This is a genomic window from Pseudomonas monteilii (assembly GCA_001534745.1).
Lineage (GTDB): Bacteria > Pseudomonadota > Gammaproteobacteria > Pseudomonadales > Pseudomonadaceae > Aquipseudomonas > Aquipseudomonas alabamensis.
Map to the genome: position 1 here is coordinate 3959787 of CP013997.1, position 16024 is coordinate 3975810.

At 60.3% G+C, this 16024-nt stretch carries 17 protein-coding genes and 1 pseudogene; 13 read left to right on the top strand and 5 right to left on the bottom strand.

Translation table 11 applies throughout. The features are described from left to right. Nucleotides 1-67: 67 nt before the first annotated feature. Nucleotides 68-859, top strand: a complete 792-nt coding sequence (locus APT63_16925) for an IclR family transcriptional regulator (GenBank protein ID AMA47171.1) — start codon at nt 68-70, stop codon at nt 857-859. 244 nt (nt 860-1103) lie between these two features. Here APT63_16925 and APT63_16930 read toward each other — a convergent pair whose 3' ends face one another. Further along, on the bottom strand, nt 1104-1559 hold the full coding sequence (locus tag APT63_16930) for a flavodoxin (GenBank protein ID AMA47172.1): 456 nt from the start codon (nt 1557-1559) through the stop codon (nt 1104-1106). Between the two features lie 256 nt (nt 1560-1815). On the opposite strand from APT63_16930, the gene APT63_16935 reads away from it, so the two are divergent. Genes APT63_16935 through APT63_16950 form a run of 4 tightly spaced genes read left to right on the top strand, consistent with a single transcriptional unit; the run spans nt 1816 to nt 3848 of the window. Then, nucleotides 1816-2430: a hypothetical protein gene (locus APT63_16935; GenBank protein AMA47173.1), complete on the top strand. Its 615-nt coding sequence runs from the start codon at nt 1816-1818 to the stop codon at nt 2428-2430. 36 nt (nt 2431-2466) lie between these two features. Beyond that, complete coding sequence (locus APT63_16940) at nt 2467-3207, top strand: dienelactone hydrolase (GenBank protein ID AMA47174.1); 741 nt, start codon at nt 2467-2469, stop codon at nt 3205-3207. Between the two features lie 10 nt (nt 3208-3217). After that, on the top strand, nt 3218-3514 hold the full coding sequence (locus tag APT63_16945; GenBank protein AMA47175.1) for a cell division protein DedD: 297 nt from the start codon (nt 3218-3220) through the stop codon (nt 3512-3514). After that, nucleotides 3507-3848 (top strand): HopJ type III effector protein, encoded by a 342-nt coding sequence (locus APT63_16950; GenBank protein ID AMA47176.1) that lies wholly within the window; start codon nt 3507-3509, stop codon nt 3846-3848. The genes APT63_16945 and APT63_16950 overlap by 8 nt, the downstream gene beginning before the upstream one ends. A gap of 49 nt (nt 3849-3897) precedes the next feature. Here the strand turns inward: APT63_16950 and APT63_16955 are convergent, their stop codons facing one another. After that, a complete protein-coding gene (locus APT63_16955; GenBank protein AMA47177.1) occupies nt 3898-4578 on the bottom strand; it encodes a hypothetical protein in 681 nt (226 codons plus the stop codon). Between the two features lie 159 nt (nt 4579-4737). Then, entirely contained in the window at nt 4738-5949 is a 1212-nt protein-coding gene (locus APT63_16960; protein ID AMA47178.1) for a trans-2-enoyl-CoA reductase, read from the bottom strand. A 272-nt stretch (nt 5950-6221) separates the two neighbouring features. On the opposite strand from APT63_16960, the pseudogene APT63_16965 reads away from it, so the two are divergent. Further along, a pseudogene (locus tag APT63_16965) lies at nt 6222-7358 on the top strand (5-methyltetrahydropteroyltriglutamate--homocysteine methyltransferase). Nucleotides 7359-7468: 110 nt separating this feature from the next. On the opposite strand, the gene APT63_16970 reads toward APT63_16965, so the two are convergent. Both APT63_16970 and APT63_16975 read right to left on the bottom strand, forming a co-directional pair. Beyond that, on the bottom strand, nt 7469-7933 hold the full coding sequence (locus tag APT63_16970) for a hemerythrin (GenBank protein AMA47179.1): 465 nt from the start codon (nt 7931-7933) through the stop codon (nt 7469-7471). Between the two features lie 169 nt (nt 7934-8102). Further along, nucleotides 8103-8336: a hypothetical protein gene (locus APT63_16975; protein ID AMA47180.1), complete on the bottom strand. Its 234-nt coding sequence runs from the start codon at nt 8334-8336 to the stop codon at nt 8103-8105. A gap of 207 nt (nt 8337-8543) precedes the next feature. Here APT63_16975 and APT63_16980 point away from each other — a divergent pair, with 207 nt between their 5' ends. The 7 genes from APT63_16980 (at nt 8544) to APT63_17010 (ending at nt 16021) form a co-directional block, all read left to right on the top strand. Then, nucleotides 8544-10292 (top strand): hypothetical protein, encoded by a 1749-nt coding sequence (locus APT63_16980; GenBank protein ID AMA47932.1) that lies wholly within the window; start codon nt 8544-8546, stop codon nt 10290-10292. A gap of 434 nt (nt 10293-10726) precedes the next feature. Continuing rightward, nucleotides 10727-12097 carry a hypothetical protein gene (locus APT63_16985; protein AMA47933.1) on the top strand — a complete coding sequence of 457 codons (1371 nt, stop codon included), beginning with the start codon at nt 10727-10729 and terminating at the stop codon, nt 12095-12097. Between the two features lie 17 nt (nt 12098-12114). Next, a complete protein-coding gene (locus tag APT63_16990) occupies nt 12115-12738 on the top strand; it encodes a glutamyl-tRNA amidotransferase (protein ID AMA47181.1) in 624 nt (207 codons plus the stop codon). Nucleotides 12739-13142: 404 nt separating this feature from the next. After that, complete coding sequence (locus APT63_16995; GenBank protein AMA47182.1) at nt 13143-13766, top strand: glutamyl-tRNA amidotransferase; 624 nt, start codon at nt 13143-13145, stop codon at nt 13764-13766. 160 nt (nt 13767-13926) lie between these two features. Further along, a complete protein-coding gene (locus tag APT63_17000) occupies nt 13927-14547 on the top strand; it encodes a glutamyl-tRNA amidotransferase (protein ID AMA47183.1) in 621 nt (206 codons plus the stop codon). Nucleotides 14548-14696: 149 nt separating this feature from the next. After that, the gene (locus APT63_17005) at nt 14697-15314 is read left to right on the top strand and encodes a glutamyl-tRNA amidotransferase (protein AMA47184.1); all 618 of its coding nucleotides are present in this window, start codon (nt 14697-14699) and stop codon (nt 15312-15314) included. A 212-nt stretch (nt 15315-15526) separates the two neighbouring features. After that, on the top strand, nt 15527-16021 hold the full coding sequence (locus APT63_17010; GenBank protein ID AMA47185.1) for a hypothetical protein: 495 nt from the start codon (nt 15527-15529) through the stop codon (nt 16019-16021). The last annotated feature ends 3 nt before the right edge of the window (nt 16022-16024 follow it).

Sequence of the window (16024 nt, forward strand, 5' to 3'; positions counted from 1 at the left end):
ACGTAATTTGCTCGGCGCTGGTCGTCAAGCTATAAAGGCGGCCCCTGACTCACTGGACGCCCTGCCCATGGCCAACGTCAATTCCGTTCCCGACACGGGCAAGCAAAAGGTACGTTCTGCCGAAACCGGCACCGACATCCTCAAGGCCCTGGCCCAGCTGGCGCCTTCGACCTCGCTGTCGCGCCTGGCCGAACACGTCGGCATGCCCGCAAGCAAGGTCCATCGGTACCTTCAGGCGCTCATCGCCAGCGGTTTCGCCGAGCAGGAGGTCGCCACCAACCACTACGCGCTCGGCCGTGAAGCCTTGCGTGTCGGCCTGGCAGCCTTGGGCAGTATCAATGTGCTGAAAGTGGCGGCGCTGCCGCTGGCGCAGTTGCGCGATGACCTCAACGAGACCTGCTTTCTCGCCGTCTGGGGCAATCAGGGCGCAACGGTGGTCAGCATCGAGCCGGCCGCGCGTGCGGTGACGCTGGTGACCCAGATCGGCTCGGTGCTGCCGCTGCTGTCGTCTTCGACCGGCCTGGTATTCGCGGCCTACCTGCCCGAGCACCAGACCGCCAGCCTGCTCAAGGAGGCCTTGAAGGCGTTCGAGGACGACACGCAACCCTTGCGCACATTGCAGACGATTCGTGAGCGCGGCCTGCACCATGTGCATGGCTCGTTGCTGCCAGGGGTCGATGCGCTGTCGGCGCCCATTCTCGATGCGCGGGGGCAGATCGCTGCGGTCATGACCGTGGTCGGCCCGGCCTCGACTTTCGATGCCGACGAGCGCGGCCCGGCCGCCCGGCGCTTGCTGGCAGCCGCCCAGGCGACCAGTTGGCGGATGGGCTACCAGGCCGAGGACGGTGTGGAGGCGTGAGCGAGAACGCGCCTGCTGCGAAGCGGACTGTTGCCTGCCGTGCAACAGTGAATGTCAAAAGCAGCGGTATTTCCTTTGCGCTCAAGCGCTTATGCTGGCCCGACTGATCGGCAGGGGTGACTATTCCCCCTCTTTACCCCCGCCGATGGGTACCTCGACGCGGATTTTGAAGCTCCTTGATCTGTCGTCTCGATTGGCCGCTGCCTTGGACAGCGGCTTTTTTTATGGCAGATCGAAATCCCGGTCAGCCTTTCAGCGCCTGGACGAAGTCATCCAGCCAAGGCTCGGCGTCGGTCTCCTGGTCGACCGTCTCGCTGGCATCCAGACGCAGCATGGGCACGACCTCCTGCACGCCAAGCTCGGCATACAGCTCGCGCAGCTGCTCGCCGCCGCCACAATAGGTATCGCCATAGCTCGAATCGCCCAGCGCGATGACGCCGCCCGGCAGGCCTCGCCATTGGCTTGGCAAGGTGTCGCGCAGGCTGTCGTACAGGGGCATCAGGTCGTCGGGTAACTCGCCCATGCCGGTGGTCGAGGTGACCGCCAGCAACGCATCGGGGGCGAATGCCTGGATGTCGGCGAGCGTGCCGCGCGGCGAATGCCAGGTCTCGAAGCCTGCCGTGTTCAGCCGTGTGGCGGCATGACGAGCGACGTCCTCGGCGGTGCCGTAGACCGTTCCTGAAATGATGGCGACTTTCATCAGGTGAAGATTCCGAACAGAGTGAAACCGTAGGATACGCGTATTCGTCGATAGCAAAAGGCCAATGCATGAACACGGTCTTCACATGTCATGGGCTATGATGTCCGCCATGCTGCCCCAGGATACGCCGAGCGATCGTTCGCGTGGCGGCAGCCGGCGCCCGGCCGACGAGGACTGGGCAGTGTTTCAACGCTACCGCGATTGCACGACTCGTCCGTGCGATCGCCGCACTTGATGAGTGTCTTCGGGTTCGACCATGTCAGACAACCTTCTCACTCAGGATGAGCTGGACTTCATCCTGGACATGCAGCGCCTTCCCCAGCCCGGTTCGACCGATGCGGGGCCTGGCTTGCGCGTGGATGGCGATCGTCGGGTCCAGGACCTGCTCACGCGCCTGGTCGGCCATGAACAGGTCACCTTGCAGGCGCACATCAACAATCAGCAGATCAGCTTCCCCCTGCACCTGGTGGAAGATGAATTCCACACGCTGCACCTGCAACTGGGCATGCCCGACATCTACGAAGACGGGCCCATGTTGCGGCCGTGGCGCCTGACGCTGGAGACACCTGTCGCCCTGCTCGACGACCGTGACCGTGCCAGCCGACTGTGGGTGCGCGACATCTCGTTCAAAGGGGTGCTGCTGGAAGCCCAGGGCACCGCCAGGACGCCCACGCGCTTCAACATGCGCTTCGCACCGCCGGGCGAGCTACCGATTCGTCTGCGCGGCCTCAAGCGTCGGCAGATCGACAGCCGCCTGGCGGCCTACGACCTGAGCGAAAGCGCCGAAGACGAGATCGAGCGCCTGCGTGACTACATCCTCCAGGCGCACCGACGCGTGCACCCGGACGTGCATGACCCGTTGCTGGAGTGAGGCCGGCACGCCTGCGCGAGGCCCTGCACTTCGGTTATGCTCGACGACCTTCCCACTGAGCAGACAGCGTTGACCACCCAGCACATGAACAGCCCCATTCTCGTCACCGGCGCCAGTCAGCGGGTCGGGCTGGCCCTGGCACTCGCGCTGGCCAAGGCCGGCCATACCGTGGTCAGCACCAGCCGCAGCATCGGCACCGACGCCGCACACCCGAACATCATCCCGTTCCAGGCCGACCTGTGCGTGGCGGCCGAGCGCCAGGCGCTGATCGACCATCTGCGCAACGACTACCCCGGCCTGCGCGCGATCGTGCACAACGCGTCGCTCTGGCTGGACGACGGTCTGGACAACCTGCAGACCATGTTCCAGCTGCACGTCGAGGCGCCCTATCACCTCAACCTGGCGCTGGGCGACCAGCTGGCGAAGGTCGAGAAGGCCGACATCATCCATGTCTGCGACGAGACCTCGTCACGGGGCAGCAAGAGCCACATCGGCTATGCCGCGACCAAGGCCGCCCTGCAGAACATGGTGCTGTCGTTCGCCGAGAAGTACGCGCCCGGCGTGCGGGTCAACGGTATCCTGCCGGGGTTGCTGATCTTCAAGGAAGACGGCGACCAGGCGTACCGAGAACAGGCCCTGAAGAAAGCCCTGCTGGAATTCGAGCCGGGCGCGGGCCCCTTGGTCGACGCCGTGATGTTTTTGCTCGAAAGTCGCTACAGCACCGGAAGCCAGGTGGTCATCAACGGTGGCCGCCATCTGAAGAATCGAATCGCCTAGGAGGTCGCCCATGACACCCCAACAACAGCTCGAACTCGAGGCCGCCGCGTTTCGTCGCCTGGTCGAACACCTGCGTCATCGCACCGATGTGCAGAACATCGACCTGATGAACCTGTCGGGCTTCTGCCGCAATTGCCTGTCGAAGTGGTACAAGGCCGCCGCCGACGAGCAGCAGCTCGACCTGAGCCTGGACGATGCCCGCGAAGCGGTGTACGGCATGCCCTATGCCGAGTGGAAAGACCGTTATCAGACCGACGCCAGCCCTGCCCAACAGGCGGCCTTCGAAAAAGGAAAACCCCGTGACTGACCTGGCTACCCTGCGCGCCCGCCTGACCACCGGCGAGCATGCCTTCGCCGACACGCTGGCGTTCATCGCCGAGCACTACCGCTACACGCCGCAAGCCTTCGACAACGGGGGCGTGCACAACGCTGCCGGGCAGAACGAAGGCTCCTGCAAGACCCTGGGCCTGGCCGTGCTCGAGGGCCTGAGCGACCAGGAAGCCTTGCTGGCGTTCGGCGAACACTATCGCAGCGTGCAGGCCACGCCGGACGGTAGCGACCATGCCAACATCCGGGCGCTGATCGCCCATGGCCTGGCCGGTGTCACCTTCGTCACGCCGCCTCTGGAACGTCTGGCCTGACAGCGGTTGCGTGAGCCTTGGCCTGGGGCACACCCAGGCCCATCGGCTTTCACGCCGCCGCCACGCCGCGCAGCAAGGGCCGGCACAGCTGCTCCAGACGCGAACCCTCGTAGGTCGTTTCGCGGAACAGGCGCCAGCGCCCGAACAGCCCGTACACGTGGGTGATCCGCCCCATTTCGACATAGCCCATGCGCATGTGCAGACGCATGGCCGGCACGTTGTGGCTTTCGACCACGTCGATCGTCGTCGTGCAGCCCTTCTCGCGCATGCATTCCCACATGGTCAGCTGCGCGGTCTGCGACAGACGCGTGCCGTAGTAACGGCGGATCAGTTCCCCGCTGTGCGCGAAGTACTGGCCTGGCGCGACCTTGAACGTACAGCCGTAGTAGTGCTTGTCGTAGTAATCCTGAGTGGTCGACCACATTACGCCAACGACGTCACCGGCTTCGTCTATCCACATGTGCCCGACATGGCCTTGTTCGGCGAACTCGCGCATGACGCCCACGCGATCACCGAAATGCTTCTGAAAGCGGTGCACGTTGTCGGGGGTGATGTCGAGGCGGGTGAGCGGTGGGTGCTCACGCAGTTTGAACCGCTCGATCGGCATGCTCAGGTCACGCTCGGTCCAGATCAGTTCCCAGTGAAAGAACACGTACCGTTCGAAGGCCGTCTTCAGTGAACGCTTCAGGCCTTTCTGCCTGAGCTTTTGCAGTAGCGCACTCGCTCCCATGTGTATTCCCCTAGCTGATTGAATCGACTTCCCCAGGAAGCGGTATAGGCCAGAAGTGGGAGGATTGCTCGCGCGCGGCGTGAAATAATTTGTATCAACTAGTTTCAGACCGAAAGAAAACCCGCACGCTTCGAAAGCCGTGCGGGTTCGGAGTGAAGCTTACAGCTGAACGCAGTCGAACTGCACGTCGGTCGCCACGTCCTGGTCGTAGTCGACATCGGTGCGCTCGAAGCCGAACAGGTTCAGGAATTCACGCTTGTAGCCGGCGTAGTCGGTCAGCTCGAACAGGTTCTCGGTGGTCACCTGCGGCCACAGGGCCTTGCAGGCGTTCTGCACGTCGTCGCGCAGCTCCCAGTCGTCCAGGCGCAGGCGGCCTTTCTCGTCGACTTCCCCTGGCTGGCCATCGGTGCGGTACAGCCGGTCGCGGAACATGCGGTTGAGCTGGTCGCCGGTACCTTCGTGGATGCCCTGCTCTTTCATCACCTTGAAGACCATGGACAGGTACAGCGGCATGACCGGGATGGCCGAGCTGGCCTGGGTCACCACCGACTTGAGCACGGCCACGTTGGCGCCGCCGCCGATGGCCTCGGACAGCTTGGCATCCAGGCGCAGCGCGGTGTCGTCCAGGTCCTGCTTGGCCTTGCCCAGGGCGCCGTCCCAGTAGATCGGCCAGGTGATCTCGGTACCGATGTAGCTGAACGCCACGGTGCGGGCCTGTTCGGCCAGGACACCGGCGTCGGCCAGGGCCTCGATCCACAGCTGCCAGTCCTGGCCACCCATGACGGTGACGGTGTCCTGGATTTCCTGTTCGGAGGCCGGCTCGATCGCGGCCTCGATGATGGTGTCCTTGTTGGTGTCGATGGCGGTCGACGTGTACGGCTCGCCGATCGGCTTGAGGGCCGAGCGCACCAGCTCACCGGTCTTCGGCAGCTTGCGCACGGGCGAGGCCAGGGAGTAGACCACCAGGTCGACCTTGCCGCCCATGTCGTTCTTGATCAGCTCGATGACCTTGGCCCGCGCTTCATCGGAGAAGGCATCGCCATTGATCGACTTGCTGTACAGGCCTTCTTCCTTGGCGAACTTGTCGAAGGCTGCGGCGTTGTACCAACCGGCGGTGCCGGGCTTGGTCTCGGTGCCTGGCTTTTCGAAGAACACGCCCAGGGTGTCGGCCTTGAAGCCGAATGCCGCGGTGATGCGGGCGGCCAGGCCGTAGCCGCTGGAGGCGCCGATCACCAGGACCTTCTTCGGCCCGTCTTCACGAACGCCCAGTGCGCGGGTCGCCTCGATCTGGTCACGAACGTTGAGTTCGCAGCCTTTCGGGTGGGTCGTGGTGCAGATGAAACCGCGGACTTTGGGGTGGATGATGGCCAACGTCTGTACCTCTTCGGGGTTTAGTCTGTGAACGGCCCTTCGATGGGCGCGTTCGCGTGATCAGAGGGTGAGACTACCCCTGCTCCGTAGCCGACACATATTAAGGGGAGATCGACGGGTTTCAAGGCCGGCGTGGGTCCAGTGCCTGAACGGTACCTGGAAGGCAGCACGCGTGCTGCATTAGAAATGCTCAGGATCAAAGCGAATTTAATTAGATTTTCTCAGGCACGAAGGCTCGGCAGACTGTGCACATCTGACTGGAGATTCGACACATGGCCGTTGCACACACCCTGGGATCCCCGCGCATCGGGCGCGACCGTGAACTGAAACGCGCCCAGGAGGCCTTTCGCCAGGGCAATCTCGACGAAGCCGGCCTGCGGGCCATGGGCCAGGCAGTGCGCGCCGCACACTGGCAGGCGCAGAGCGAGGCCGGTATCGACCTGCTGCCCGTGGGCGACTTCGCCTGGCATGATCAGGTCCTGACCCATTCGCTGACCTTCGGCGTGATCCCTGAGTACGTTCGCCCCCAGGGTGATGGCGCAGCGACGCTGCACACGCTGTTCGCCATGGCACACGGCGGGTCGGTCGATCCAGTGGATGGCAAAGGGGCTCCGATTGAGGAAACGGCCTCGTGGTTCGACACCGACCATGTCTACCAAGTCCCGGTCTTCAGTGCCGACCAGGCCTTCCAGCTGAGCTGGACGCAACTGTTCGAGGAGGTGGATGAAGCCCAGGCCTTGGGCTACAGCGTCAAGCCAGTGATCCTGGGTCCGCTGACCTACCTCTGGCTGGGCAAAGCCCAGGACGAGGCCTTCGACAGGCTGGACCTGGTCGAGCGCCTGCTGCCGCTGTACGACCAGATCTTCCATCGCCTGGCCGATCAGGGCGTGGAGTGGGTGCAGATCGACGAACCGATCCTGGCCCTGGACCTGCCCCAGGCTTGGAAGAATGCTTACGAACGCGTCTACAACCTGCTTCAGCGCGCGCCGTTGAAGAAGCTGATCACCACCTATTTCGGTGGCCTGCAGGACAACCTGGGGCTGGCCGCCAACCTGCCAGTCGATGGCCTGCACATCGACCTGGTGTGCGCACCGGAGCAGTACCCTACCCTCCTGGACCGCCTGCCCACCTACAAGACGCTGTCGCTGGGTCTGGTCGATGGCCGTAACCTCGAGGGGTGCGACGTGGACAAGGCGATGGGTGTCCTGCGTCATGCCGCTGAACGGCTGGGCGATCGTCTGTGGGTGGCACCGTCGTGCTCGCTGCTGCAAGGTTCGAACGACGAGCCCAAGCGCTGGCTGGCGTTCGCGGTGCAGAAATGCCAGGAGGTGGCGTTGCTGGCCAAGGCCGTCAATGACCCTGAATCGGCGGCAACGGCCGAGGGCGTCGCGTACGGTCTTGCCAAGGCAAGCTGAGAGGTGCGAAGAAGGCGTAGATCTGTTGAGACCCGGCGCCCGCGCGCTTCATACACCAGAGCCAATGCGCACGACGCCCAGGGGCTGTCGTGCGCATCGACCGGTCATGCGGCGTGCTGGGTGCCTTTGAAGTCTTTCTTGTACTGCTCCATCTGCTGGCCCAGCGTCTCCAGCTCGGCGTCGGAGAACAGCTCCCGCGCCTTGGGGAACATCTCGCTTTCCTCTTCTTCGATGTGGTGCTCGAGCAGCTCCTTCATCACCTTGGCGCGCCCGGAAAACTCCACGGTGCCGGTGTCGGTCTTCATCAGGTCCGGCAGCACCAGCGCGTCGACGGTACGGTGCTCTTCCTTGGCCTCGTAGTACATCGTCGCTTCTTCTTTCTTGCCCGCCTTCTTGAATGCGGGGTAGAGGATTTCTTCTTCCAGTTGCGTGTGCAGCCGCAGTTCGTAGTCCAGCTTGCCCAACAACTCGGCGCGTTTCTTCACGGCGCGCTCGGTGGTCGAGGTCAGGTCCTCCAGCAGCTTCTTCACGGTCTTGTGATCGTTGACCAGCAGTTCGATAGCGTTCATGGAAACCTCATCAGGGCCAGGGTTCGGTTCACGGTGTCGCCAAAGGTTGAGTGGCGCAATAGGCGTCAGGTTCAAATCGGACGATTACCGGGAGGTGGATCGCTTCGCCCAGGCTCCAGCCGTAAAAAAGCCCGCATCAGCGGGCCAAAGAGCACACGCAATACGCAGGTCAGCGCGGATCGGGCTGACCATCGAACTCGGCGTTGTCGGTTTCTTCATTCGTCGGCTGCGGGTCGAGCGGTGTGTCGCCACCGTCGATGGGCCGGTGATCGTGATCGTCGGGCAACTGCTCCACGCCAGCATCGCGTGAGGGATGAACGTCGACACGGCCTGGGCTCAGCGGGTTGTTCGAATGGGGCAACGGGTCTACCGGGGGCAAACCCTGGTCGTCTGGAGAGGGCATGACAGTTCTCCTCTTGAGTGGTAACGCCTATGCTGATTCGAGACACCGCCGGCCCAGCGAGTTCGATCCACGCACGACCGCCCGTCAGTGCGCCCTTCATATCGGCCCTGGCGCGCCGATACCCGTAGCGAAGAAGCATTGCCATCTGGATGAACCATGGAAGTGACGTATTGCCCGATGCCGGAGCATGAAGACGCACGGCTGAACATGCTCAGGGACCTGGAGGCCGAAGCGCGCAGCAAGGAAGACCCGGTCCTGGCCAAGCTCGTGGCGATGACCGCTTCCGTGCTCGAGGTGCCGATCGCCTTCATTTCCATCGTCGAGAGCGAGCGCCAGATCTTTCGCGCCCAGATCGGCCTGGCGGTCGAATCGGCGCCCCGTGACGAAGCGATCTGTGCCTACACCATTCTCGAACCGCGCCTGCTCGAAGTGCTCGACACCTGGCAGGACGTGCGCTTCGCCACCAATCCCTTGATGGTCGACGACCCAGGGCTGCGCTACTACGCCGGCTTCCCGATCCTGTCGAGCGAAGGGCTGGGGCTGGGCAGCCTGTGCGTGGCCGACACGCAGCCACGCGGGGCCATGAACGAAAAGCAGGCGGCCTTTCTACAGCACATGGCCGAGCTGGTGATGATCCGCTTGAGCAACCTGCGCGCGGCCTCGTACATCGACCCGCCTACCGGGTTGTACAACCGCTCCAAGCTCGAACAGGACATTTTGCTGTCGATGCGTGCGCAGCGGGCCACGCAACTGGTGGCCATTGATGTGATTTCGCCCAGGGCCCTGAACGACGTGGTCAAGGCGTTCGGCTACACCTTCGCCAGCAACATGATGCTGGCCATCCGCGACCGCTTCCTGACCTTGCTGCCCCTGCGGCACGCGTTGTACAAGGTTAGCCCTACCCGCTTCGGCCTGTTGCTGGAAGAACCCTGCGACGGACCGGCGCTCTACCAGCTGATCCTCGACCACTTTAGCCAGCCGCTGGTGAACGACGGCATTCCCTTGCACATGAACATCGGCATCGGCGTCCTGCCCATCGGTCGAGACACACCCTTCGACCAGGACCACGTGCGCCTGGTGGTCGGCGCCTCCGACAACGCACGCGCCAAGCGTCTGGGCTGGACGCTCTACCAGTCCGAGATCGACGCTGCGCAACAGCGCGCCCTGAACCTGGTGAGCGCCTTGTCGGTGGCCGTCCATTCGGGTGATCAGTTCCGCCTCGACTACCAGCCCAAGGTGTCGCTGCGCGACGGCCACTGCACCGGCGTCGAAGCCTTGCTGCGCTGGACGCACCCGGTGCTGGGTGTGATTTCTCCCGCCGAGTTCATTCCCCTGGCGGAAAAGACCGCGCTCATCGAAAACCTCAGTTGCCTCGTGGCCCGGGCCGCCATCGAACAGGCCGGCGCCTGGCACCGGCAAGGCCTGCGCATGCCGATCGCCATCAACCTGGCGGCGCCGGACCTGGAGAACACCCGCCTGGCCGACCTGATCATCGGCCTGCTGGACGAGCAGGCTCTGCCCCGCGGCTCGTTCTCGATCGAACTCACCGAAAGCTCGCTGATGCGTTCGCCCGAGGTGGTGTGCTCGCAGCTGCAACGGCTGCGCCAGGCCGGCGTGCGCATCGCCATCGACGACTTCGGTTCGGGTTACAGCAACTGGATCTACCTGCGCGACCTGCCTGCCGAAGTCATCAAGGTCGACCGCACGCTGGTGCACAACCTCGCCACCGAGGAAAAGGACCAGCGCCTGGTCAAGACGATCATCAACCTGGCACGCAAGACCGGATACAAGGTAGTGGCCGAAGGCATCGAGACCGATATCGAACGCGTGCTGCTGGCCGAATGGGGGTGCGACGAAGGGCAAGGCTTCCTGTTCGCGCGCCCCATGAACGCGGATCGGGTGGTGCAGTGGCTCGAGACGCACGAGCGTGACGTTCGGGCGAAGGCGCAGGTGTAAAGAGGCGCCGCTGCGGGTGCGCGCTTCGTGTGGAGACAGGAAGCGCTGACGTCCCCGAACAACAACGCGTTTAACTTATGGAATTTTGTTGTAGGAATTCTTCTACTTTTCCTACGACCTTGTAGTCCCTTTCCCAAATATCGGACTTTTACATTTAAACGATTGCCACGCGTATAGAGCCTTCTTTACGCTTTGACTGTCGCCGCCTTTATGTGACCGCTACTTAAGTCTTTCGGCTGAATGCGGCGTCCTCGTTTAACTGCCGTGCAGGCGATTACTTTTCCGTTAACAAAAACTTTATTCCGAGTTCGGAACGTGTGCGCCTGCACGCGAATAAACCTGACATCGACTTATCGAGTATCGATCGCTCTCGAGAGAGAGCGGCTTGGTTGCTTATTACCTGAACGACTGACATTGCGCAGGAGCGACGCATGATCCCAGGGATATGGATTCTCGACTGGCTGGCGCTGGAGGCCAAGATCGAACACCTGTTCGACGTTCATGCCCCGGCCAATCCCGATCCGTACTCACCCACGTTCAGCGCGCACGGCTCACCCCACCGTGCGAGTCTTCATCTGCTCCGGCGCAGAATCAGGAGCGTCCGTCATGCCTGCGACCTGGCCGAACGTGAAGCGGCCCACCAGTTGCTCAAGCGCTTCGCCGATCTCGATATCCACGACATCCTCGACGACCTGATCGAGGTCGTGGCCGAGATGGCCATGATCGTCGTCGGCAGCACCGTGACCGGCGCCGTGATCGGTGGGGGCATAGGGTTTTTCGCGGCGGGCATCGGCGCCGTGCCAGGCGCGGCGAGCGGCGCGCTGATCGGCGCCCAAGCCGGTGGCTGGCTGCTCAGCATCCTTGGCCTGGCATCGGTCGCCGAGTTTTTCATGGACGGGCTCCCGGCCATCATCGAAGGGTATGTGCGCGGCATCGCCACGGCGTGGCGCGGCCCTCGAGAACTGCCCAACGACCCACTGAACACCTTTTACGACGACCCCACGGCGGCCCAGCAAGGCGCATGGGACATTGCGCGGTCCCACGAAGCCGTGGTGGTTCTGCTGCTCGGCGCGATCGTCGCCTACCTGACACGAGGTGGCGGTTCGGCAATGGTGCTTGCCCAGGACATGCAGCGCAGCGCACGGGGCAGCAGGATCGCGCAGTGGATGCTCAAGCATGAAGACAAGCTCAAACGCCACCCTGACCTGAAGGCCACCGAGCCGCGGCGGGTCGAAGCCGGCCAGGGAAACGCGTCGCCCTCGTCCCCCAAACCGGGTGATCGCCACGAAGGGCCAGGCAAGGGCAAATCGACTACCATGCCTGTGCATGAGGTGGAGTGTTTCAGGGCGGATCGATTGCCGGCGTCGAAGGGTGATGAGTTTGTGCGGCAGTTGAAGGGGCAGGAAGGAGGGTTGAACCGGCTGACGGTTGAGGAATATTTGGAGAATGTTGCTGATCCTAAAAAACGGGATCCACATGTTGCGAAACGAGCACGTTCATTACTGAGAAGACAACTCCATTCTAGGCTAGTAAAGGAATACTCGGCCACAATGAGCATTGACGAAGCCAAAGCGCTTGCTAGACAACATACGCAGGAAACCATGTCATCATTGGCAGCGCTTCACAATCCCGATTTGATTGCAGGAGGGAAAGATATCATCGCAGACTTCGGTGACCGACAAGTCAACTCGAGCATTGGCGCCCAATGGAAACGAAAAATTGATCCAATCAAAACCGCTGCCGAGAAAATTCCTCAGCATGCACGAAAAACGACATTCTTAAATGTCAAGCTCTACAAGTGCTAGCCAAAAGGAGAAAAAGAGTGGATGAAGTCATCAAGCTTTTCTTTGACGAGATGGGCACGCCGATTGCTCAAAAAGCTGTGCCCACATCAAGCATCGTACGTTACAGCAAAATACTGCCGGAGCGCTTGCTCAATTATTGGCATGATTATGGATGGAGCGGACATGCAGACGGAATTTTTTGGATCGTAGATCCTCAGGAGTACGAAGGCGTCGTCAGCCTATGGCTCAAAGACACGGTATTTGAGACGCTAGACACTTACCATGTCATCGCACGTACTGCATTTGGAACACTCTATCTGTGGGGCGAAAAGACGGGACAGTCCCTGACCATCGATAGTTGCTATTCGCGTTATGGCTATCAAGAGCAAGGGACGACTGCAGAAGATCTGGACAGGCAATGTATGAGCTTTTTCATTTCTACCACCTTCGAATTCAGCGACTTCCTGGATCTCTTTGCCCCTGCCAAAAGAAAACTCGGCATCCTGCAGAGTGACGAAATGTATGGTTTCGTACCAGCGCTGATGATTGGTGGAAGCGAAGATTTGAAAAACCTAGAAAAGCTCAAGATCATAGAACACTTGATGTTTCTGGCTCAGCTCGCTCCACTTGAGCCCTTTACACTTGCAGACCTTTATCCATAAGTACTCAGCTTTAGTAACAAAATAAAACGCCGCCGAGCACGTTCTCATTGTGGAGAGGTTATTTGACTCAGGTTAGAAGAAATGTTCAGCCACGATAAGCCCTACAAAAGCTAGAGCGCTGGCAAAGAAACACGTTCAAGAAACCCTTTCACCGCTGGCAGCACTGCATAAGCCCGACCTAAGCGCTGGAAGCAGGGATATCATGGCAGACTTTAGCGATAGGCAAGTAGATTCGAGCATTACCGAAAGGATGTTTGACTAGCGAGCCGGAAGACCACTCATAAAAACTGGCCCGCGCTGCGAAAAGCTAGCCAAACGCTTTACGGCCAGAGATATCCTGACCTACAGACTCCGTCGTGCAGGGTGAAACTTTTCGTACAAAAACTGAGCAAGAGCAGAATATAATGGATGACGTCATTAGACTTTTCTTTGAAGAAATGGGCACCCCGATCGCTCAAGAAGCTGTACCCACATCAAGCATCGTACGTTACAGCAAAATATTGCCAGAGCGCCTGCTCAATTATTGGCAGGATTATGGCTGGAGCGGCCATGCAGACGGAATTTTTTGGATCGTAGATCCTCAGGAGTATGAAGGCGTCGTTAGCGCATGGCTCAAAGACACAGTGTTCGAGACGCGAGACACTTACCATGTCATCGCACGCACTGCATTTGGAAAACTCTATTTGTGGGGCGAAAAGACGGGGCAGTCCCTGACCATTGAGAGTTGTTATTCGCTTTATGCTTATAAAAAACCAGGGACGACTGCAGAAGACCTGGACAGGCAATGCTTGAGTTTCTTCCTTTCTGCCAGCTTCGAATTCAGCGATTTCCTAGACCTCTTCGACCCTGCTAAAAGAAAACTCGGCATCCTGCAAAGTGACGAAATATATGGTTTCGTTCCAGCGCTGATGATTGGTGGAAGCGAAGATTTGAAAAATTTAGAAAAGCTCAAGATCATAGAACACCTGACGTTTCTGGCTCAGCTCGCTCCCTTAGAGCCCTACACACTAGCAAACCTTTACCCATGAATGCTCAGTTGCAACCAAAATACACGCACCGCCAAGCACGTTTTCGTTGCAAACGTTTATCTGACTCAGCTCATAAGAAACCTGTTCGGTCACAATGAGGCCTCCCCGCCGGCACGAAAGCATACATCCTCACGTGTAAAATTTAAAATAAGGAATTCTGATGGATGAGGCAATCAGCCTTTTTATAGAAGAAATGGGCAACCCAACTTCACACACACCAGTGCCATCAACGGCCATTGAACATTACAGGAATAAATTACCTGGACGCCTGTTAAACTACTGGGAGGACTATGGCTGGAGCGCTCATGCAGGCGGCATTTTCTGGATAGTCAACCCAGCTGAATACGAAAGCGTTGTACGCTCGTGGCTTGGGGGAACAGCCTTCGAAGCAAGGGATACCTATCATGTAATCGCACGCACTGCATTCGGATGCTTGTACCTATGGGGCGAAAAAACAGGTTATTCCCTTAAAATTGAAAGCGTCTTATCTCGCTACTGCGCCTATGAACTGGGTACCACTGAAGACTCGCTGAACAGACAAAGCCAGATTTTTTTCATGAACCCCAGTATCGAAAGTAGCGACTTTCTAGGCTTTTTCAGCCGCGCGCGGAAAAAACTCGGACCTCTGAAGAGCGGCGAAATGTATGGCTTCGTTCCTGCGCTCATGCTGGGCGGCAGTGAAAAATTGGAGAACCTGGAAAAAGTGAACACCATTGAGCACCTCACCTTCTTGTCGCAACTGTCCCCTTTGGAGCCCTATACGCTTTCCGATCTGTATTGATGTACTCGTTCGACGGCTGCCTACCCTCGTCGCTAGACGCACCAGACACATCAGGGCGCAATGCAGCAGCCACCGGCGCGTTACCTCGTAGACCACTTGACCCAGACTTACCTTTTCCACACCCCCCTAAACCCTCAAGGACTGACCTTATGACCACCACACTCAACCACTGCCTCGCCCACTTCGGTGAGCCCTTCGACCGGCAAGCCGTTCCCGCCTCGCGGTTAGAAGACTACAAGGACAAGCTGCCTGACCTGTTGTTGGACCATTGGCGTGATTACGGCTGGTGCGGCTATGGCGACGGCCTGTTCTGGCTGGTTGATCCGCAGGCGTACGCAGGCGTCGTGGAGTCTTGGTTAGAGGGCCACCCCCTGTCCCACCTCGATACGTACCACACGTTTGCACGCAGCGCGTTCGGGGACCTTTACCTCTGGGGCGAAGAGAGCGGACTGCATCTGACCATCGACAGCTGTTCGTCGACGTTCATGGTTCACAACATGGACATTCCCCGAGACGAATGGAGCCGCGAACTGCAACGCTTCCTGCACTCCGTGACGCCCGAGGAGAACGATTTCAACGGCCTGTTCGACAGCGCGAAGGCGCAATTCGGCACGCTGCGCAGCGATGAGATGTACGGCTTCTGCCCGGCCATCCTCCTCGGCGGGGCGGCCAAGCTCAAGTACCTGGAGAAAACCCAGGCCATCGAACACCTGACCCTGCTGTCGCAGTTGGCCGCGCTGACGCTCGACGACTGTTCCGAAGAATGACGCGGCTTCCGCAGGCATGCGCGTGATGATGCGAAATGGAACGCTTCATCACCCAGCGTCCTGCCTCCATGACCGGCGCCCAACTTGGCCGCATGCAGCCCTTATGGAATCGATCAAAGTGATAACCATGTCACAGATCAATACCTGCGATCTTCTGCACCGTACCCTGGCCGAGCATGATGCGTAACTGAAACCGCACAGTACGGAAACACATGAACATCAGGAAGATTCAAGCCAGCGACCTTGCAGGCTTCCATGCGCTGTTCGCCGAGGTGAGCGGCGAAGGACTGTTTTCGGTCTCGACCCAGGCGCCGCCGATCCAGGCCATCGAGCGCGCTCTGGCCGCCGTCGAGCAGCACGACTGGCCCGTCTACGTGGCCGTTCAGAACGGGCAGATCGTCGGTTCGGCCGAGGCGTTCCCGGACAGCTTCTGTCGGCCCCAGGGCGATCCGCAGGTGGGTCTGCTGGGCATGCAGGTCAAGCGCGAGTTTCGCCGACACGGCCATGGGGCCGCGCTGCTCGAAGCCGTCATGCGCCATGCACGGCGCATCGGCTTCACCGGTATCGAACTGACGGTGCTCAAGTCCAACCAAGCGGCCTTGGCGCTGTACGACAAGGTTGGATTCACCTGGCTGCAGGACTTGGACACCTGCGTGCTGCCAGGCGGCGTACAGGACCAATTGCAACGCATGCGCCTGGCCTTCTAGGCG